Source organism: Sporosarcina newyorkensis, assembly GCF_900167515.1.
Classification (GTDB): domain Bacteria; phylum Bacillota; class Bacilli; order Bacillales_A; family Planococcaceae; genus Sporosarcina; species Sporosarcina newyorkensis.
This window is the reverse complement of sequence record NZ_FUYJ01000003.1, coordinates 1-20937: the sequence shown is the minus strand read 5'-3', so window position 1 is coordinate 20937 and position 20937 is coordinate 1. Positions and strand designations below refer to the sequence as shown.

16 protein-coding genes are annotated in these 20937 nt (G+C 45.8%); 14 read left to right on the top strand and 2 right to left on the bottom strand.

Features of this window, described 5'->3' with window-relative positions; all coding sequences use genetic code 11:
• Positions 1-88 precede the first annotated feature (88 nt).
• Positions 89-1288, bottom strand: coding sequence for an iron-containing alcohol dehydrogenase (locus B5D59_RS06810; protein ID WP_078817385.1), 1200 nt, complete (start codon positions 1286-1288; stop codon positions 89-91).
• Between the two features lie 274 nt (positions 1289-1562).
• On the opposite strand from B5D59_RS06810, the gene B5D59_RS06805 reads away from it, so the two are divergent.
• The 9 genes from B5D59_RS06805 to B5D59_RS06765 all read left to right on the top strand — a co-directional run bounded on the left by B5D59_RS06805 (position 1563) and on the right by B5D59_RS06765 (position 15695).
• The gene (locus B5D59_RS06805) at positions 1563-3764 is read left to right on the top strand and encodes a (Fe-S)-binding protein (protein WP_009766241.1); all 2202 of its coding nucleotides are present in this window, start codon (positions 1563-1565) and stop codon (positions 3762-3764) included.
• 176 nt (positions 3765-3940) lie between these two features.
• Positions 3941-5134, top strand: coding sequence for an acetyl-CoA C-acetyltransferase (locus tag B5D59_RS06800; RefSeq protein ID WP_078817384.1), 1194 nt, complete (start codon positions 3941-3943; stop codon positions 5132-5134).
• 19 nt (positions 5135-5153) lie between these two features.
• Positions 5154-6002: a 3-hydroxybutyryl-CoA dehydrogenase gene (locus B5D59_RS06795; protein WP_009766239.1), complete on the top strand. Its 849-nt coding sequence runs from the start codon at positions 5154-5156 to the stop codon at positions 6000-6002.
• 138 nt (positions 6003-6140) lie between these two features.
• Complete coding sequence (locus B5D59_RS06790) at positions 6141-7277, top strand: acyl-CoA dehydrogenase (RefSeq protein ID WP_078817383.1); 1137 nt, start codon at positions 6141-6143, stop codon at positions 7275-7277.
• Positions 7278-7742: 465 nt separating this feature from the next.
• Positions 7743-8882 carry an acyl-CoA dehydrogenase gene (locus B5D59_RS06785; protein WP_078817382.1) on the top strand — a complete coding sequence of 380 codons (1140 nt, stop codon included), beginning with the start codon at positions 7743-7745 and terminating at the stop codon, positions 8880-8882.
• Between the two features lie 23 nt (positions 8883-8905).
• Positions 8906-9523, top strand: coding sequence for a TetR/AcrR family transcriptional regulator (locus B5D59_RS06780; protein WP_009766236.1), 618 nt, complete (start codon positions 8906-8908; stop codon positions 9521-9523).
• Positions 9524-9588: 65 nt separating this feature from the next.
• Entirely contained in the window at positions 9589-12846 is a 3258-nt protein-coding gene (icmF, locus tag B5D59_RS06775; protein WP_078817381.1) for a fused isobutyryl-CoA mutase/GTPase IcmF, read from the top strand.
• Positions 12847-13354: 508 nt separating this feature from the next.
• Positions 13355-13924 (top strand): DNA-directed RNA polymerase subunit delta, encoded by a 570-nt coding sequence (rpoE, locus tag B5D59_RS06770; protein WP_009766233.1) that lies wholly within the window; start codon positions 13355-13357, stop codon positions 13922-13924.
• A gap of 172 nt (positions 13925-14096) precedes the next feature.
• Positions 14097-15695, top strand: coding sequence for a CTP synthase (locus tag B5D59_RS06765; protein ID WP_040758515.1), 1599 nt, complete (start codon positions 14097-14099; stop codon positions 15693-15695).
• Between the two features lie 59 nt (positions 15696-15754).
• On the opposite strand, the gene B5D59_RS06760 is transcribed toward B5D59_RS06765, so the two are convergent.
• Positions 15755-16270 (bottom strand): DUF2529 family protein, encoded by a 516-nt coding sequence (locus tag B5D59_RS06760; protein ID WP_009766231.1) that lies wholly within the window; start codon positions 16268-16270, stop codon positions 15755-15757.
• A gap of 270 nt (positions 16271-16540) precedes the next feature.
• On the opposite strand from B5D59_RS06760, the gene B5D59_RS06755 reads away from it, so the two are divergent.
• The 5 genes from B5D59_RS06755 to glpX all read left to right on the top strand — a co-directional run.
• Positions 16541-16909: a response regulator gene (locus B5D59_RS06755; protein WP_040758514.1), complete on the top strand. Its 369-nt coding sequence runs from the start codon at positions 16541-16543 to the stop codon at positions 16907-16909.
• Positions 16910-17004: 95 nt separating this feature from the next.
• A complete protein-coding gene (locus B5D59_RS06750; RefSeq protein WP_078817380.1) occupies positions 17005-17862 on the top strand; it encodes a class II fructose-bisphosphate aldolase in 858 nt (285 codons plus the stop codon).
• A 99-nt stretch (positions 17863-17961) separates the two neighbouring features.
• Positions 17962-18609 (top strand): fructose-6-phosphate aldolase, encoded by a 648-nt coding sequence (gene fsa, locus B5D59_RS06745; protein ID WP_009766228.1) that lies wholly within the window; start codon positions 17962-17964, stop codon positions 18607-18609.
• Between the two features lie 267 nt (positions 18610-18876).
• Entirely contained in the window at positions 18877-20154 is a 1278-nt protein-coding gene (locus tag B5D59_RS06735) for a UDP-N-acetylglucosamine 1-carboxyvinyltransferase (RefSeq protein ID WP_078817378.1), read from the top strand.
• Positions 20155-20295: 141 nt separating this feature from the next.
• Positions 20296-20937: class II fructose-bisphosphatase (gene glpX, locus B5D59_RS06730; protein WP_078817377.1), on the top strand; the 642-nt coding region annotated here is incomplete at its 3' end.

The following is a 20937-nucleotide window of genomic DNA, read 5'->3' as shown; positions in this document are numbered from 1 at the left end:
TTGGTTGGCGTCGCGTCATCCCAAGTCTCTGTTTTTGACGTGCTGTGTGACTTTTCGCGCTCATACTCCTGTGTTCCGCGCTCATAACCTACTCCTTAATCAAATAATAAAGCTCCGTCAATTGCTTCCTATTCAAAATTTCCGGCACTGGATACAATGGATTGGCTTCCGCCGCGGCCCGTTTGACCATCAAAGGGATATCCTTCTCCGCAATACCACTCACCTTGTCCGGAATATTCAACGCACGATTCAACTTTTTGATCTCCTCAATGAACTTCTGCGCTTTCATTTGCTTCGGGTCGGTTGGCAACGTAATTCCGATAAGATCTGCAAGCTCAGATAGCGGTTGGTAGACACTCTTACCGTAATACTCCAAAACATATGGCAAGATGATCGCGTTGGCTTTTCCGTGGGGGACATTATAAAATCCGCCCAGCGTATGTGCTATCGCATGGGCATTGCCGACATACGCCCGAGTAAACGCCTTGCCTCCCAAGTAAGCCGCCTTTAGCATATTTGTGCGTGCTTCCAGATTTTTCCCATTGGAATACGCTTCGAATAAATTCTCGAAAACCAACTGAACAACCTCTCGGCTCCACTGCCACGTGTTTTTTGTATTGCTTTTTCCGATATATGCTTCTACCGCATGGGTCAACGCATCAATCCCGGTAGCCGCTGTAATCGCCGGCGGTAATTTAAGAGTGAGCAACGGATCAAGCACGGCATAGTGCGGGATCAGTGACGTATCCATGATTGCATATTTTTCATGCGTCTCACTATTCGTCACGACTGCAGCTAATGTTGCTTCGCTTCCGGTTCCCGCTGTAGTCGGCACTGCAATTAACGGAGGAATAGCTTTTTGTACGCGGAACATTCCCTTCAATTGAGGAATACTCTTATCCGGCCTCGCAATCCGAGCACCGACAGCCTTCGCGCAATCGATCGGTGAACCACCACCAAACGCAATCAATGCCTCACATTGATTCGCCACGTACAAGCTGCGAGCCTCTTCAATAGAATCAATCGTCGGATTCGGAACGGTGCGATCATAGACCAAATACTTGATTCCCAATGCATCCAGCGCACACAACATCCCATCCATCAACCGGAGCTTCGCGATTTCCCGATCTGTAATGACCAATACAATGCCGATCCCCAAATCCTTAATCTTCTGCGGCAACTGACCGAGACTGCCAGGTCCTTCCAACAGCTCCGGATCTCGCCAAGGCAAAAAATTCATCCCCAACTTAAATGTTCGCTGATACAAACGGGCATATAAATCGTACATTTAACCCACCCCTTTCAAATCTATTTCATGTATAATAAAAATAGTAGCATAGAGTCGGAATATTTACTGTAGTTAAATTGTTCAATTATTTTTAATGATTCACTTCGAATTTGGAGGCATTCCTCGCATATACAATTGACTATTCTAAAAATAAATTTTCGGAAAATGGTTGACTGAATGCTCATTCATAAATTACACTGTACATATATTAAATACTTGTAAGCGATTTCTCGTAAGGGGTCTTTGGGAGAGTCAGAGGAAGGGGAGAAAGAAAATGAATGTGTTACTCATCGCAAACTGGATATTGTTTTTAGCAGTAACCGTTTATGGTGTCGGGTTATTTCTCTATCTATTGAAAACCCGGTTCGAATTTATTCGACTAGGAAGAAAAGAAGAATTTGACCACAACGTCAAAGAACGTCTCAGAAAAATCTGGGTGTACGTATTTGGACAAAAGAAACTATTGAAAGATAAAAAGAGTGGGGCAATCCATGTCCTGTTTTTCTATGGATTCTTACTCGTTCAATTCGGCGCAATCGATTTAATATGGAAAGGATTAAAACCTGGATCACATTTGCCGTTAGGCCCATTGTATCCCGCGTTTACCTTCTTCCAGGAAATCGTCGTATTCTTAATTTTAGTTGCAGTCGTATGGGCATTCCATCGCCGTTATGTTGAGAAACTTGTCCGGTTGAAACGCGGTTGGAAATCAGGATTGGTCCTTATTTTCATTGGTTCATTGATGGTTTCTACGCTTGTAGCAAACGGAGCGAACATGATTTGGCACAATGAAGGTGCAACTTGGACAGAACCGATGGCCTCGCTTATAGCCATGGCGTTCAGCGGAGTTCCTGAAGGTGTAGCAATAGCTGTTTTCTTCATAGGCTGGTGGGTGCACTTACTGACATTGCTGACATTCTTGGTCTACGTGCCGCAATCGAAACACGCGCACTTGATCGCGGGTCCTGTAAACGTTTACTTCCATCGTCTCGACAATGCCGGCCACTTGAAGCCAATTGATTTTGCAGCGCTCGAGGAAATTGAAGATGAAGAGGACATGCCTCCACTTGGAGTAGGTAAGATCACAGACTTTACACAAGCTCAAATGATCGACTTCTACGCATGTGTAGAATGTGGACGCTGTACAAATATGTGTCCGGCAACGGGTACAGGGAAAATGTTGTCACCGATGGATTTGATTACGAAATTACGTGACCACTTGACGAATACAGGCGCTGTTATGACAAAGCAAAAGCCATGGGTGCCGCAACTGATGTTCACTCAGACAAAAGGTAATCAACTGGCACTCGCAGCGGGAGCGGAAGGTGTCTCCATCGATGAATTGTACAGTCCTTCATTGATTGGCGACGTCATTACAGAGGAAGAAATTTGGGCATGTACGACGTGCCGTAACTGTGAAGACCAATGCCCGGTTATGAACGAACACGTCGATAAAATCATCGACCTTCGCCGTTATCTTGTGATGACAGAAGGAAAGATGGATGCGGACGCTCAACGCGCGATGACCAACATCGAACGTCAAGGGAATCCGTGGGGCTTGAACCGTAAAGAGAAGGAGAACTGGAGAGATGCTCGTCCTGACTTGCACATCCCGACAGTGAAAGAAGCGAAAAAAGCAGGCGAGGACTTCGAATACTTGCTATGGGTCGGTTCGATGGGTGCATTTGATAACCGTTCGCAGAAAATCGCATTATCTTTCGCACATCTATTGAATGAAGCGGGCGTAAGCTTTGCGATTCTCGGCAACAAAGAGAAGAACTCAGGAGATACGCCACGCCGCTTAGGAAATGAATTTTTATTCCAGGAACTGGCGACTGCTAATATTGCAGAATTCGAGAAAGCAAACGTCTCGAAAATTGTCACGATCGATCCGCATGCATACAATATTTTTAAGAATGAGTATCCGGATTTCGGATTGCAAGCAATCGTTAAGCACCATACGGAATTATTGTATGAGTTGGTGATGGCGGGCAAATTAGTTCCGAAGCATGCAATCGATGAAACGATCACGTTCCATGACTCTTGTTATCTAGGACGCTACAACGATGTCTATGACCAGCCGCGGGAAATCCTTAAAGCAATTCCTGGAGTGCAATTGGTCGAAATGAAACGGAATCGTCAGGACGGCATGTGCTGTGGAGCAGGCGGCGGGATGATGTGGATGGAAGAAGATACAGGTCAGCGCGTCAACGTGGCGCGTACCGAGCAGGCGCTCGAAGTCAGCCCGGGAATCATTTCTTCTGGTTGTCCATATTGTTTGACGATGCTATCTGACGGAACAAAAGCTGTGGAAGTGGAAGAGCAAGTCGGCACATACGATATCGCGGAATTGCTGGAACGTTCGATTTTCGGTGAACAACAGTTAGAACCTGAAACAGCGGAGGAACTAGTTGAAGAACTAGAGTTGGAGACTGAAATGGCTGCAACGGTCGAAAAGGTGGATGAAACACCGTAAAACACGGATAGAATGTCAAATTAAAATATTGCGAATAACATGATAATACAGTACAATTAGAGTATCTAAAACGCAGACAAATTAGATAATAGATAAATCAGAGGGTCTTAGTACCCTCTTTTTATCGAGATCTAGTCGAGTGAGCGTTCAGTCAGTATAAAATGGGAGGGAATGGAATGACGAGAACTGTTATTTTACAAGGTGCAAGAACACCATTTGGGAAATTAGGGGGCGCGTTGCACTCGCGGACAGCCAGCGATCTAGGGGGAGTGGCGATCAAGGCTGCATTGGAGAAGTCAGGGGTTCAAGCCGACCAAGTCGATGAAGTGATCATGGGAACTGTATTGCAAGCAGGGCAAGGCCAGATACCTTCAAGACAGGCGGCGACAAAAGGTGGTATTCCTTATAATGTCAAGACGGAAACAATCAATAAAGTATGCGCTTCCGGAATGCGCAGTATTACGCTTGGCGATCAGTTGATTCGATTAGGGGAAGAAAACGTCATCGTAGCAGGCGGAATGGAATCGATGTCCAATGCTCCATATTATTTGCCGGGCGCTCGATCCGGTCTGAAGATGGGCAATGCGACGCTCGTCGATGGCATGATTTACGACGGACTATCCTGTGCGTTTTCACCCGACCGTGTTCATATGGGTACATACGGCAACAGCACAGCGAATGAATTTTCATTGAGCCGCGAAAAGCAAGATGAATGGTCATTAAGAAGCCATGAACGCGCGCTTGCTGCCATGGATAATGGATTTTTCAAAGAAGAAATCGTAACGGTCAGCATCCCGCAGCGTAAAGGCGAGCCACTTGTCGTTTTCGAAGACGAAGCACCGCGCAAAGGTAGTTCACTAGAATCATTGGCGAAACTGCGCCCGGCTTTCGATAAGGACGGTACGATTACAGCGGGTAACGCACCTGGCGTCAATGACGGAGCATGTGCAGTCGTGCTGATGAATGAAGACGAAGCGAAAAAACTAGGTAAAGAACCACTTGCCGTAATTCTAAGTCATGCGGAAGTTGCGATTGAGCCAGAGCGATTCCCTGAAACTCCAGGTCACGTCATCAAAGCGTTACTTGAGAAAACAGGGAAGTCATTAGAAGAAGTCGATTTATTCGAAATCAATGAAGCCTTTGCCGCAGTTGCACTTGTCAGTTCGCAAATTGCCGGATTGGATGAAGACAAAGTGAACGTCAATGGAGGCGCAGTCGCGCTTGGCCATCCGATCGGAGCGAGCGGAGCACGAGTCGTCCTAACACTTGCCAATGAACTAAAACGCCGCGGCGGTGGAATCGGCATTGCAGCGATTTGTTCAGGCGGCGGGCAAGGTGACGCGATCATGATCGAAGTACCGAAAAACTAATGGACAGGAGGCATTATAAATGACGATCCAGCAAGTATTTGTCATAGGGGCAGGCCAGATGGGCGGAGGCATCGCACAAGTTTGTGCTCAAGCAGGCTACCAAGTAACACTTCACGATCTCAATGAAGAATCCTACGAACGCGGTTTTCAAGTTATCACGAAAAACTTAACGCGCAACGTAGAAAAAGGCCGCATGACGGAGGAAGAGAAACAAGCAGTCCTCGGCCGTTTCACAAAATCACTAGATTTACAAAATGCTAAAAATGCAGACATCGTCATTGAAGCTGCTGTCGAAAATATGGAAGTGAAAACATCTATCTTTGCGGAGTTGGATAAAATCACCCCAGCTCATACGATTTTAGCCTCAAACACATCTTCCTTACCGATTACCGAAATCGGCGCAGCAACGAAGCGGCCTGAAAAAGTGATCGGCATGCACTTCATGAATCCGGTGCCTGTTATGCAGCTAGTGGAAATCATCCGCGGACTCGCAACAGACGATGAGGTTTACGAAGCAGTGGAAGAGATGACGAAGAAGCTGAAGAAAACTCCAGTCGAAGTAAATGACTACCCAGGCTTTGTCGCCAATCGCATATTAATGCCGATGATCAACGAAGCGATCTTCACACTGTATGAAGGTGTAGCGACAAAAGAAGCGATTGACGATGTCATGAAAATGGGAATGAATCATCCGATGGGACCCCTGCAATTAGCGGATTTCATTGGACTTGACACATGTCTATATATTATGGAAACCCTCTATGAAGGCTTCGGAGATTCAAAGTATCGTCCATGTCCGCTGCTACGTAAGTATGTTAAGGCAGGCTGGCACGGCAAGAAGACCGGACGCGGGTTTTATACTTATTAATGATGAAGTAAAGTTTTTCATGAGCAAAAAGTTCGCTTAGATTATTTCCGTGGAAAGCGTCTGCCTTCTACGGAAATCAACGATGGGTAATCAAACAAATGATTTATTAACTAATGCCGGAAGCAAGAGGTGAAGAAGATGGATTACAACTTATCAGAAGAACAACAAATGATGCGCCAAATGGTCCGTGATTTCGCAAAAAAGGAAATTGAACCTTGGATTCCACGGATGGAAGCGGGAGAATTTCCGCGCGAGCTGCTAGAAAAGATGGGTGAACTCGGTTTAATGGGGATAACGGCACCTGAAAAATATGGGGGGGCCGGAATGGACTTCCTGTCATATATCATCGCCATACATGAGCTATCTAAAGCAAGCGCTGTCATGGGGGTCATCTTGTCTGTTCATACTTCAGTGGGAATGAATCCCATCCTCTACTTCGGTAATGAAGAACAGAAAAATCGCTACTTGCCGAAAATGGCGTCAGGTCAATACTTAGGTGCGTTCTGTCTGACGGAAACCTCTTCGGGGTCCGACGCTGGATCGTTGAAAACCAAAGCGAAACGAGTAGATGATCACTATGTATTGAATGGATCTAAAATGTTTATCACAAACGGAGGAGAAGCAGATGTCTACATCGTTTTCGCCAATACAGCACCGGAAAAAGGAACGTACGGCATCTCGGCATTTATTGTAGATCAAGATACACCTGGACTTTCAATCGGCAAAGATGAAAAGAAAATGGGCTTGCATGGCTCGCGAACCGTAGCGCTCAACTTCGATAACATGAAAGTGCCGGCAGAAAATCGACTGGGAGCAGAAGGTGAGGGCTTCAAAATCGCCATGGCGAACCTGGATGTAGGCCGAATCGGCATCGCAGCCCAAGCACTGGGCATTGCTGAAGCCTCACTAGAAGCTGCGACTGCCTATGCAAAAGAACGGGAACAATTCGGCAAACCAATCGCTGCAAATCAAGGCGTAGGCTTCAAACTAGCCGACATGGCCACAGCTACGGAAGCAGCACGACTACTAGTCTACCGAGCAGCATGGCTACGGGCAGAAAACAAATCATGCGGCAAAGAAGCCTCCATGGCCAAACTCTTCGCCTCCCAAACAGCCGTAGACAACTCAATCGAAGCCGTCCAAATCTTTGGAGGCTACGGCTACACCGAAGACTATCCGGTAGAACGTTATTTCCGAGACGCCAAAGTATGTCAAATCTACGAAGGCACCAGCGAAATTCAAAGAGTAGTCATAGCCAAGCACTTAACAAATTAGATTTAGCACGGTACGTACGTGGATTGGTTCGTTGCACAACGAGTTACGCACGATTCACCGAACGATTGGCGCGTTCCTAGATAGGTTTGGTTCGTTGCTCAACAGGAAAGGTGCGGTGCAACAACAGTTACGCTCGTTCCTCACCATGATTGGTGCGTTTCGAGTCTAGAATAGTGCGTTTCTACAAAAGATACGCTCGTTCCGGGGTGAACTTGACTATCTTTATTACTTACCAGCTACAGTGAGCTTGCAAAGTATCTTAACATATATTTTTAGGGATTGTAGCGGAGGGCGGCGACTCCGGAAGGATCAGCGTGAGCCTTGAGACCCTGGACTGAGCGAAGCGAAGGAAGCGGCTCAAGCCACGCCCTCCGGAAAGCGTCCGCCTGCAGCGCAAATCCCCGGACCACAAGCCATTGTTAACCAGAAAACAACTTTAAACAAACATAAAGGGTGGGAGAAAAAATGGATTTTAAACTATCAGAAGAACATGAAATGATCAGAAAAATGGTACGCGACTTTGCAGAAAAGGAAGTCGCGCCATCCGCGGCACAGCGCGACGAAGACGAAAGCTTCGACATGAACATATTTCACAAAATGGCCGAACTTGGACTAACGGGAATCCCGTGGCCTGAAGAATATGGCGGCATCGGCAGCGACTATCTGGCCTACGTCATCGCGGTCGAAGAACTCTCACGCGTTTGCGCATCCACAGGCGTCGTCCTGTCCGCACATACCTCACTGGCAGGATGGCCGCTATTCAAATACGGCAACGAAGAACAAAAACAAAAATACCTGCGTCCTCTTGCGGAAGGTAAGAAAGTCGGTGCATACTGTTTAACGGAGGCGGGCTCCGGCTCAGACGCAGGCGGTATGAAAACAACAGCGAAACTAGATGGCGATGACTATGTACTGAATGGTTCGAAAATCTTCATCACCAATGGCGGCATCGCGGACACATATATCGTCTTTGCTGTAACGGACCCAGAATCAAAACATAAAGGGACGAGTGCATTTATTGTAGAAAGTTCATTTGAAGGATTCTCAGTAGGTAAGAAAGAGAAGAAAATGGGGATTCGTTCTTCACCTACTACAGAAGTCGTTTTGGATAACTGTCGTGTGCCGAAAGAGAACCTTCTCGGCGAAGAAGGCGACGGATTCATTATCGCAATGAAAACGCTCGATGGCGGACGAAATGGGATTGCATCACAAGCAGTCGGTATTGCGCAAGGCGCACTCGATGCAGCGGTGAATTACTCGAAAGAACGTGTACAATTCGGAAAACCGATTGTTGCGAACCAAGGTGTCAGCTTCAAGCTGGCAGACATGGCGACTTCCATCGAAGCATCCCGTCTGTTGACGTATCAGGCAGCATGGCTGGAATCCAATGACCTGCCATACGGTAAGGCATCCGCCATGGCAAAATTAATGGCTGGGGATACAGCGATGAAAGTCACGACAGAAGCGGTTCAAGTATTCGGTGGCTATGGTTATACAAAAGACTACCCAGTGGAACGCTATATGCGTGACGCGAAGATCACTCAAATTTACGAAGGAACACAAGAAATTCAACGTCTCGTCATCTCTCGTATGCTGACAAAATAACAGAGGGGAAGGGAAGGGACCCAATGCCAAAACATGAAGTGAAATCTACCGTGAAAGACGAAGATTTGATTCAGAAACGACGCGAACAAATTAGCCAAGGCGCCGTGAAACTATTTATCGCGAAAGGGTTCCATCGAACGACAACGCGCGAAATCGCCAAGGAAGCCGGCTTCAGCATCGGTACGTTGTATGAGTATATTCGTACGAAGGAAGATGTCTTATATCTCGTTTGTGACCATATTTATCACGAAGTGAAGATCCGTCTTTCTGAATTGGATACGAATGACAACACGGTGGAAGGGTTGCGAATGGCGATAGCGAAGTACTACGAACTGATTGATGACATGTCCGATGAGTTTGTCGTCATGTATCAGGAATCGAAGTCCTTGCCGAGTGAAGCACTGCGTTATGTGCTGACGAAAGAACTTGAAATGGTGGAATTGTTTGAAATGATTGTGCGGCGCTGTATGGAAGCAGGCAATCTGCGCATCGGTCCTGAGGAAGTATCGCTCGCAGCGCATCATATTCTTGTGCAAGGTCAAATGTGGTCATTCCGAAGATGGGCGCTGCGCAACACTTATTCACTTGAACGGTATATTCAGATACAGACGGATCAAATCATTAATGGACTTGCGAAATAAATAAAAGGCTCCGCTGCGGATTTGTTCTGTGGCGGAAGTCATTGTTTAGGAAGGGCGGAGAGCAAATGGCAACTGAGGAAATTTACAAACCAAAGCACCATATCCGTTTTGTGACGGCATCCAGTTTATTTGACGGGCATGACGCATCAATCAATATCATGCGAAGAATTTTACAATCGACCGGAGCGGAAGTCATTCATCTTGGACATAACCGATCTGTCGAGGAAGTTGTAAACGCTGCCATTCAGGAAGACGTACAAGGCATTGCAATTTCTTCTTATCAAGGCGGGCATGTTGAGTATTTCAAATATATGTATGATCTGCTGAAAGAACGCGGTGCTTCTCATATCAAAATCTTCGGTGGTGGCGGAGGCGTCATTATTCCGAAAGAAATCAAAGAGCTGCATGAATATGGCATCCAGTGGATCTTCTCTCCGGAGGATGGGCGGAAAATGGGTCTTCAAGGAATGATCAACCGCATCATGGAGCTATCCGACTTCTCCACTACTCCCGAAAATGAAGAAGCCAATCTGGAAAAACTCACAGCAGAGACACCGGGAATCCTGGCTAATTTGATTACCTACGTTGAAGAAAAGCATTTGCATAAGGATAAGGCAGCTGAACAGTTGCTTGCGCATGCACGAAGTCTTTCCAAGCAGACGCCGGTACTCGGAATCACGGGCACTGGGGGGGCGGGAAAAAGTTCATTAACTGATGAATTGATTCGACGTTTCTTGCAAGAGTTTCCTGATAAACGTGTCGCCATTCTTTCCATCGATCCGACGAAGCAAAAAACAGGCGGTGCGTTGCTCGGTGACCGAATCCGTATGAACGCCATTTTCACTGACCGCGTCTATATGCGTAGTTTGGCAACGCGGGGTTCACGTTCGGAGTTGACGACTGCGATTCATGATGTGCTTGATGTGACGAAAGCGGCAGGCTACGACTTGATCATCGTTGAAACGAGCGGTATCGGGCAAGGTGACGCACAGATTACGGACATTTCCGATGTCTCGATGTATGTCATGACGAGTGAATTTGGCGCACCGACACAGCTTGAAAAGATTGATATGATCGACTTTGCAGATTTGATTGTCATCAATAAATTCGAACGTAAAGGCTCTGAAGATGCATTGAGCCAAGTCCGCAAGCAGTACCAACGCAGCCATCTGTTATTTGACGAAGAGTTGGAAAACATGCCGGTATTCGGTACGATCGCCAGCCAATTCAATGATAGAGGAACGAATATTCTGTTTGCAGCATTGGTCGAACAGTTGAATAAATCAGCTGGCCTCGACTGGACAACAAGTTACGCGGAATCTGTGACGAATCAAAAACAGACAGTCATCATCCCGCCTGACCGCAGTCATTATTTGCGTGAAATCGCCGCGACCGTTCGTAATTACCATGCGAAATCCAAACAGCAAGAAGAGCTTGCGCGCCGACTGTTCCAATTGGAAGGTGCAATTGAAGCTGTCAAGGAAGCTGATTCCAATGAAGCGCTCTTGAATTCATTGACTAGTTTAAAAGAAGGTATAGAAGAGCAGCTGACAGGTGAATCAAAGCGCACGTTGAAGAACTGGCAGTCTTTGAGAGAGTCGTATAAACAAGACGAATATGTCGTCAAGATCCGAGATAAAGAGATTAGGACTGCACTCAATACGGTCAGTCTATCGGGGCTGAAAATACCGAAAGTGGTCTTGCCACAGTATAAAGACTATGGAGAAATCTTACGCTGGGTCTACAGTGAAAACGTGCCGGGCTCATTCCCTTACACGGGCGGCGTTTTCCCATTCAAACGTGAAGGTGAAGATCCGAAGCGCCAATTCGCGGGTGAAGGGACACCGGAGCGTACGAACCGTAGATTTCATTATGTATCGAAAGACGATGACGCGAAACGCTTATCAACGGCATTCGACTCCGTCACGCTTTACGGAGAAGATCCAGATGAACGTCCGGATATTTATGGTAAAGTCGGCGAATCGGGCGTTAGTATTTGTACACTTGAAGATATGAAAAAACTCTATGCCGGATTTGATCTTTGTGCACCGTCCACTTCGGTCTCGATGACGATCAACGGTCCTGCACCGATCATCTTGGCAATGTTCATGAATGCTGCTGTCGATCAGCAAGTACGGAAGAAAGAACAAGAGCTCGGTCGTCCGCTGACTGTCGAGGAATTCACCGATGTACGTGAAATGACATTCCAAACGGTACGCGGCACAGTGCAGGCGGACATCCTGAAAGAAGACCAAGGTCAAAACACCTGTATTTTCTCTACGGAATTTGCATTGCGACTGATGGGCGATATCCAGCAGTATTTTATTGATAAAAAAGTTCGTAACTATTATTCTGTTTCGATTTCAGGCTACCATATCGCGGAAGCAGGCTCGAATCCGATTTCCCAGCTGGCCTTCACATTGGCGAACGGCTTCACGTACGTCGAATATTACTTGAGCCGCGGAATGAATATTGATGATTTTGCACCGAATCTGTCGTTTTTCTTCTCGAATGGGCTAGATCCGGAATATACGGTGATTGGACGTGTCGCTCGTCGCATTTGGGCTGTTACGATGCGCGATAAATACGGCGCCAATGAACGCAGCCAAAAGTTGAAGTACCATATCCAGACTTCGGGCCGCAGTTTGCACGCGCAGGAAATCGACTTCAACGATATCCGCACGACATTGCAGGCATTGATGGCTTTGCAGGATAACTGTAACTCGCTGCATACGAATGCGTACGACGAAGCGATCACGACACCGACGGAAGAGTCTGTACGCCGTGCGATGGCGATTCAGATGATTATCACCAAAGAGCATGGATTGTCGAAAAATGAAAATCCTCTGCAAGGAGCATTCGTCATCGAGGAGCTGACAAGCTTAGTAGAAGAAGCGGTACTTCAAGAATTCGATCGTCTGAATGACCGCGGGGGCGTACTGGGCTCGATGGAAACACAGTATCAGCGAGGTAAAATCCAGGAAGAATCGATGTACTACGAAATGAAAAAACATTCAGGTGAGCTGCCGATCATCGGCGTCAATACGTACTTGAACCCGAATCCGCCATCTGAAGAAGATATCGACAATATGGAACTGGCACGCGCAACAAAGGAAGAGAAAGAAGCGCAAATCCGCAACTTGCGGGCTTTCCAGTCGGCGCACGCAGAAGAAGCTGAACAGGCACTGCGGAATCTTCAACAAACAGCTGTTTCAGGAGGCAATGTCTTCGCGGAATTGATGAAAACCGTACAAGTCGCAAGCTTAGGTCAAATCACCAACGCTTTATATGAAGTAGGCGGCCAGTACCGAAGAAATATGTAATTACCCCGAGAAAGCTGCGTGAATCACGCAGCTTTTTTGAGATTGCAGGGTGGAGTGTGAAACGGCGCTCATAAGGTTTTGCTCCGCGCTCATAAAACTACTCGTAGCGCTCATAAAGTCCCGTTTCACGCTCGTAAAGCCACTCGCCACGCTCATAGGACCTTGTTCTGCGCTCATAAACAACCCTACATACAAAATCACTTCACATCAAAGTGGATAAACTGGTAATTTTATCTGTATAATGAAAAGAACGAATAGAAAGGGATGTGTTGAAGGTGAGATGGTATTATCATTTGATCATAATTGTGCTTCTATTTCTTCTCACATTCATCTTTTATAGCAGCGGTCTAGGAGTAATACCCTTCGCCTTCACAGCCATCTACCTAGGGTGTCTGACTATCAAAGAATACAGAAACGTAAAGAGAAGCAAAAGAATGTAGCATATTGGAACACAAACTGTATATAATGTAAACTATGCTTATGTGTTGAAGAAAGGACGTGCCATACATTGAATATCCATGAAATGACAAAAGAACAATTAGCAGAAGAGTCGTTCATTAATATTACTTTCCAAATCCTTACTGAACGACGTGAATCTCTTACCCTACAGCAACTGATGGACGAAATCCAAAAACTTACGGGTGTTTCCGACAAAGACCTAAAAGAACGCCTCGTTCAATTCTATACAGATCTGAACATTGATGGCAGATTCCTGGCTATCCAAGACAACCGCTGGGGCTTACGCGAATGGTATCCAGTCGACCAAATCGAAGAAGAAACAGCACCTGTCGTAAAAGTCCGCAAAAAGAAAAAGAAGAAAAAGGACTACGATGACGAAGAAGAGATTGAAGAAGATGACGAGGACGAAGAACTCTTCGATGAAGAATATGTAGAACTCGGCGAAGAAGACGAGGAAGATGTGGACGACGAAGAGGAAGACGAGGAAGTTATCGAAATCGAAGAAGACCTGATTGATCCGGATGACGACTTGGAAGTAATTCCTGATGAAGAAATCGACCTTGATGAAGAAGATGAAGAGGACGATGAAGAAGAGGAAGACTTCGAGGAAGAAGAATAACAAGACTTGACTTTTGGCGCCTGAAAATATAAGATTTGTATGGGCTCCTGAAAAGGACACATGAATTCGTGTATACGCGCTCCTTATTGTAGTTATGCTACAACTGGGGCGCTTTTTTGATTTTTCATCTTAGCCTTCGAGCATGTAAAAAGAACAAATGGAGGAACCACACATGACAAAATATATTTTTATTACGGGCGGCGTTGTCTCGTCCTTAGGTAAAGGAATCAACGCTGCATCACTCGGGAGATTGCTGAAAAATCGCGGTTTGAAAGTAACCAATCAAAAATTCGACCCATACATCAATATCGATCCGCGCATGATGAGTCCATACCAGCACGGTGAAGTGTTCGTAACGGAAGATGGCGCGGAAACGGATCTCGATATCGGACATTACGAGCGTTTTATCGACATTAAATGCAATCGCTACTCCAACGTCACTATGGGGAAAGTCTATGACCTAGTCTTACGAAAAGAGCGCAGCGGTGAATATAAAGGAGCTACTGTACAAGTAATTCCACATATTACAAATGAAATTAAAGAACTCGTTAAACGTGCAGGCGAAACGTTGAACGCTGACGTAGTCATCACGGAAATCGGGGGAAGTGTCGGCGATATCGAATCCTTGCCTTACCTGGAAGCAATCCGCCAGCTGAAGACAGATTTAGGCAAAGACGACGTCATGTACATCCATAACACATTAATTCCATACCTCCATGCAGCAGGCGAAATGAAAACAAAACCAACTCAGCACAGCGTTAAGGAACTGAGAAGTCTTGGGATCCAGCCGAATATGATTGTGGTGCGCAGTGAGTACCCTGTACCGCAAGAAATGAAAGATAAAATTGCGTTATTCTGTAACATCAAGCCAGAAGAAGTGATCGAAGCACTGGACGCAGAAACATTGTATGAAGTGCCGCTTCGTTTGCACGAACAACATATGGACCAAATTGTTGTCGATTTCCTTGGATTGGAAACACCACAGCCAGAGTTGGCAGAAGTTGAAGAACTTGTGAAGTTGGTTAAATCACTGAAAGAAAAAGTGAAAATCGGTCTTGTCGGAAAGTATGTAGAGCTACAAGATGCGTATATTTCTGCTGTTGAAGCTATGCGTCACGCAGGTTATGCCTTCGATACAGATGTGGAGATCAAGTGGATTAATTCCGAAGAAGTCACTGCAGAGAATGTTGAAGAATTCCTTGGAGATGTCGATGGAATTCTTGTTCCAGGTGGTTTCGGAGATCGCGGAATCGATGGGAAGATCGAAGCGATCACATATGCACGCGAACATAAAGTTCCGTTTTTTGGAATCAGTTTAGGTTTGCAACTAGCAGCAACCGATATCGCGCGAAACGTTCTTGGCTTGAAAAATGCTCATTCCTTGGAGTTTGACGCAAATACAGAACACCAAATTACGACATTCCATCCGGATTGCCGTACGGCGGATGAAGCAGACAGCACATTGCGTCTTGGCGCATACCCATGTAAACTTTCAGAAAATACGAAAGCGTACACTGCATATGGTGAAGAACTTGTTTATGAACGCCACCGTCACCGTTATGAAATTAATTTAGCTTATCGTGCGCAGTTGGAAGAAGCTGGTTTTATCGTTTCTGGTATCAGCCCGGACGGCCGCTTGATCGAAATTATGGAACTGCAAGAGCACCCATTCTTCGTAGGCTGCCAATTCCATCCGGAGTTTGCATCCCGTCCGACACGCCCACAACCATTGTTCCGCGAATTTATCCGCGCTGCATTGGATCATCGTTAAAAAGGAAAAAGCCGACAGGATCCTATAGAATTCTGTTGGCTTTTTCACATTTATTTAACTTATTCATCATCCAATAATTCATCCAGCGACAGTTTTACAGCTTCATAAATGAAGAGAGCAGCGAGTGCGTGTGGCTCGACAATGCGTTCACCTGTTGGTCCGGGAAGAAGTCCTTTTTTCAAGCCGGTGGATATGTACGTTAAAGCAAGATCGGCAAGTTCATTGGAGTCCTCTGCTGAATCGGCTGCCAATACAGCGAATGGAATGAATTGATCCGCCAGTTGTTTTGCCAATTGAACGGCTGCAGGATGATCTGCCTTTCTAACAATCAGCCAAACGCGATCGGCTGTAGTAAGGGAAATATCGCCAGTATAGCGAACAGCCTGCCGCAATGGTTCCGCACCGTGTAAAGCGGTAGCTGTAACAGCTTCCATCTCATCAAAAGCAGCAAGGATGATCCGTCCTTCACCTACTAGTGCCTGTGCAAGCAGCCGAGCTGTTTCCTCGATTGCCTCCTCCTGAGATCCTGAGATCCGCTCTAAAAGTCCTCTGATCTGTGTCGTTAATATTTTCAATTGTATCCCTCCAAAGATTTAGTATATTAGACAAGAGTTAGAAGTGCAAAAACAGATTGCTGAAAAAAGAAGGAAAACTTTGGATTGTTGCGAATAATATACAATAGAGAAGTATAGACAAACTTTAGATATGAAATTCCCTTGAACGCTTTAATAGATTAAAGCGTTGGAACTCGAAAAGGTAATTTCATCCTCTCAGCAAATCGGTTACACTGTATGTACTGTTGCAAAATCTTGTTGCTAATGAAATAAATAAAGAAGGTGAATGGATTGAAGCAAATATTGATAATTGATGACCAGCCAGGCATTCGGTTGCTGTTGGAAGAAATATTCAGACAAGCAGGTCTCGGAACGACATTAGCTTCAAATGGAAAAGAAGCCTTGGATAAATTAGAATACCTGCAACCAGACTGTATCTTGCTGGACATGAAAATGCCTGGCATGAACGGTGTTGAAGTTCTGCGCGAAATTAGAAAGCGAACTCCAAATGCTCTTGTCATGATGATGACAGCTTACAGTGAAATTGAGTTGACAGAAGAAGCTGGGAGACTCGGCATTGACAATCATTTCACCAAGCCGTTTGATATATTTGAAGTACGGGACACGGTCTTAAAAAGGTTGCAAACACAGGACGCATGACAGTAGTAATAATGAAGTGGATTTGGTATGCTAGAGAGCAGAAAGTATAATGAAAACAGACAGAAACCCGTAGACAACTCAAGGAGGAATTTTGCATGCCACTCGTCTCGATGAAAGAAATGATGATTCAAGGAAAAAAGCAAGGATACGCAATCGGTCAATTCAACTTAAATAATTTAGAATATACACAAGCGATTTTGCAGGCTGCTGAAGAGGAAAAATCGCCAGTCATTTTAGGAGTTTCCGAAGGTGCGGCTCGTTATATGGGCGGCTTCAAAACCGTTGTTATGATGGTTAAAGGACTAATGGAAGATTACGGTACAACTGTGCCTGTTGCCATTCATTTAGACCACGGTTCCAGCTTCGAAAAATGTAAAGAAGCGATTGAAGCCGGGTTCACATCCGTCATGATCGATGCATCTTCTAAACCACTCGCGGAAAACATCGAAATCACGAAGCAGGTAGTGGACTTCGCAAAACAGCATAACGTATCCGTAGAAGCTGAACTTGGAGTCGTTGGTGGACAGGAAGACGACATCATTGCAGACGGCGTGATCTACGCAGATCCTGCTGAGTGTAAAGAATTGGTGGAAAAGACAGGTATCGATTGCTTAGCTCCAGCGCTTGGTTCAGTACACGGACCATATAAAGGGGAGCCGAACTTAGGTTTCAAAGAAATGGAAGAGATCTCAAGCCAAAGCGATCTGCCACTCGTATTGCATGGCGGCACAGGGATTCCGTTAAAGGATATCCAACGTGCGATTTCATTGGGCACATCTAAAATTAACGTCAACACTGAAAATCAGATTCAAGGCACGAAAGCAGTGCGTGAAACACTTGGAGCAGATACTGAAGTGTATGATCCACGTAAATATCTTGGCCCAATGCGCGAAGCAATCAAACAAACTGTCATCGGCAAGATGCGTGAATTTGGCAGTTCTCAGCAAGCGTAAATCAGGAATAACCGGATAGAAAAAAGGAGGAGCAAATTATGTCTCCTTCTTTTATATTTGAATTAAGACAAAAAACAAACTAGCAGGGGGATCATTCACTTGAAATTTTTCATAGATACCGCAAACTTTGATGAAATTAAAGAAGCACACAGCTGGGGCATTGTTTCCGGCGTGACGACCAACCCTTCACTTGTAGCAAAAGAAAATATTTCATTTCACGATCGCTTAAAAGAAATTACGGCTCTCGTACCAGGATCTGTCAGCGCGGAAGTCATTTCGCTCGACGCGGAAGGTATGATTGAAGAAGGACGTAAACTTGCAAGCATCGCAAAAAATATTACCGTGAAACTACCGATGACGCCTGAAGGATTGAAAGCTTGTTCAGTGTTCGCAGCGGAAGGCATTCAAACGAATGTCACGCTCGTCTTCAGTGCCAATCAAGCATTGCTTGCAGCGCGTGCAGGCGCAACATACGTCTCGCCTTTTATTGGGCGCTTGGATGATATTGGTCAAAACGGGGTCGAATTAATCGAAACCATCTCTGACATTTTCACAATCCACGATCTAGATACACAAATCATTGCAGCTTCAATCAGACACCCTCAGCATATTACCGCCGCCGCATTAGCAGGAGCTCATATCGCGACGACACCATTCAACGTGTTGAAGAGTTTATTCGCACATCCGTTAACAGCTAAAGGAATCGATCAATTTTTGAAAGACTGGGAAACTAGAACGAATAAGTGACGAAATCAATCATGCCGCGGTGTGATTGCGTCTGGATTTTGAATCGAGGCCTGCATGATGCAGGTCATGCAGTCTTTGCTGTACAATGTGGAGCAAAGACTGCGTTCCTATTTTATACTCCTTACAAAATCCATGACATCCGCCGGAGGCTTTTATTTGGATTCAGCGGGCCTTAGAACACCCGCTGAACTGAAAAAAACATTTGCATTCTTACCGCCACATATAGAAGTGTGGTAGACTGCTGAATTCAAATAAAAGGAGATCGAAATGGACGTTTACAAAATTAAAGGCGGAAATCGGCTTCAGGGGAAGGTGAGAGTAAGCGGTGCGAAAAACAGTGCGGTTGCTCTTATTCCCGCAGCCATTCTTGCTGACTCACCTGTAACGATTGCAGGTCTTCCGGAGATTTCAGATGTTATGACATTGCAAAAACTAGTGGAAGAGATTGGTGGAAATGTAGAAATAGAAGAAGGCAAGATGACGATCGATCCTTCAGAAATCGTTTCCATGCCACTTCCGAATGGCAACGTGAAAAAGCTTCGCGCTTCTTCTTACATGATGGGCGCGCTGCTCGGCAAGTTCAAGCATGCGGTGATTGGCTTGCCTGGAGGTTGTCACTTAGGACCTCGGCCGATTGACCAGCATATCAAAGGTTTTGAAGCACTTGGAGCAAAAGTCACGAATGAACATGGTGCCATTTATTTGCGGGCAGATGAATTGCGCGGTGCCAAAATTTATTTGGACGTAGTCAGTGTCGGTGCCACCATTAATATTATGTTGGCCGCTGTCACGGCAAAAGGAAAAACAGTTATCGAAAATGCTGCGAAAGAGCCTGAAATCATTGATGTAGCGACATTATTATCGAATATGGGCGCGAATATCAAAGGGGCCGGTACGAACGTCATTCGGATTGAAGGTGTGGAAAAACTTCATGGCACTAAGCACACAATCATCCCGGATCGGATCGAAACGGGTACTTATATGATTATGGCAGCGGCAATCGGAGACGGCATCACGATCGACAACGTCATACCGCTGCATGTTGAAGCAGTCACCGCCAAGCTTCGTGAAATGGGCGTCAAAGTAGAAGTCGGAGAAGAACAAATCTACATTCCGAAGACAGAGAAATTCGAGGCGGTTGACGTCAAAACACTCGTCTATCCAGGGTTTCCTACAGATCTCCAACAGCCGTTCTGTGTGCTATCAACACAAGCGGAAGGTTCATCAATCCTGACTGACACTATCTATCCGGCAAGGTTCAAACAAATAGATGAACTTCGCCGAATGAACGCAGATGGAAGAGTGGAAGGTCGCTCGGCAATTATTACCGGACCGACAGCAATGCAGGCTGCTACAGTACGCGCAACGGATCTGCGGGCTGGTGCAGCATTGATAATTGCGGGATTGATCGCCAGCGGAGAAACAGAAATCCAGGGAATTGAACATATCGAACGCGGCTATAGCCAAATTATTCCGAAGCTAAAAATGCTCGGTGCTGATATCAACAAAGTAGAAGGACTCAAAACAGCTTCTATTTCTGAGTGACGACAATTATCGATTTCGTGTATAATAGACTGCAACGACACATCCAGAGTAAAGTCATTTAAGTAATGATGGATGCGGACGTAGGCAAATGAAGGTAAAACGCGTCGAGCGCCTTACCGCAAACAGGAGGAACAAAACAGTATGGAACGTAGTTTATCGATGGAACTAGTACGTGTTACAGAAGCGGCAGCCGTTGCGGCAGCTCGCTGGATGGGACGCGGTTTGAAGAATGAAGCGGATGATGCAGCAACAGAAGCCATGCGGACGGTTTTCGACACAATTCCGATGGAAGGTGTTGTCGTTATTGGTGAAGGCGAAATGGATGAAGCGCCAATGCTCTATATCGGTGAAGAACTAGGAACGGGCCATGGACCGGCAGTGGATGTTGCGGTCGATCCTGTAGAAGGTACGAATATTGTCGCTGCTGGTGGCTGGAATGCGCTTGCGGTACTTGCTGTTGCAGATAAAGGAAACCTTTTGAATGCACCTGATATGTATATGGATAAAATTGCGGTGGGTCCGGAAGCAGTTGGCAAAATCGATATTGACGCGTCCGTTACAGATAACTTGAAAGCTGTAGCAAAAGCGAAAAATAAATCTGTTTCCGATATCGTTGCTTCTGTCTTAAATCGTGAACGTCATAAAGATATTATCGAAGAAATTCGCCAAGCTGGCGCGCGTATCAAGTTGATTGAAGACGGCGATGTAGCAGGCGCTTTGAATACGGCTTTTGACGATACAGGCGTTGATATTTTATTCGGAAGAGGCGGGGCTCCTGAAGGT

Coding starts and splice junctions, on each gene's coding strand:
- B5D59_RS06810 (WP_078817385.1), bottom strand. CDS start 1,288: ATGTACGATTTATATGCCCGTTTGTATCAGCGAACATTTAAGTTGGGG.
- B5D59_RS06790 (WP_078817383.1), top strand. CDS start 6,141: ATGGATTACAACTTATCAGAAGAACAACAAATGATGCGCCAAATGGTC.
- icmF (WP_078817381.1), top strand. CDS start 9,589: ATGGCAACTGAGGAAATTTACAAACCAAAGCACCATATCCGTTTTGTG.
- B5D59_RS06765 (WP_040758515.1), top strand. CDS start 14,097: ATGACAAAATATATTTTTATTACGGGCGGCGTTGTCTCGTCCTTAGGT.
- B5D59_RS06750 (WP_078817380.1), top strand. CDS start 17,005: ATGCCACTCGTCTCGATGAAAGAAATGATGATTCAAGGAAAAAAGCAA.
- B5D59_RS06780 (WP_009766236.1), top strand. CDS start 8,906: ATGCCAAAACATGAAGTGAAATCTACCGTGAAAGACGAAGATTTGATT.
- B5D59_RS06805 (WP_009766241.1), top strand. CDS start 1,563: ATGAATGTGTTACTCATCGCAAACTGGATATTGTTTTTAGCAGTAACC.
- B5D59_RS06785 (WP_078817382.1), top strand. CDS start 7,743: ATGGATTTTAAACTATCAGAAGAACATGAAATGATCAGAAAAATGGTA.
- B5D59_RS06800 (WP_078817384.1), top strand. CDS start 3,941: ATGACGAGAACTGTTATTTTACAAGGTGCAAGAACACCATTTGGGAAA.
- B5D59_RS06795 (WP_009766239.1), top strand. CDS start 5,154: ATGACGATCCAGCAAGTATTTGTCATAGGGGCAGGCCAGATGGGCGGA.
- B5D59_RS06735 (WP_078817378.1), top strand. CDS start 18,877: ATGGACGTTTACAAAATTAAAGGCGGAAATCGGCTTCAGGGGAAGGTG.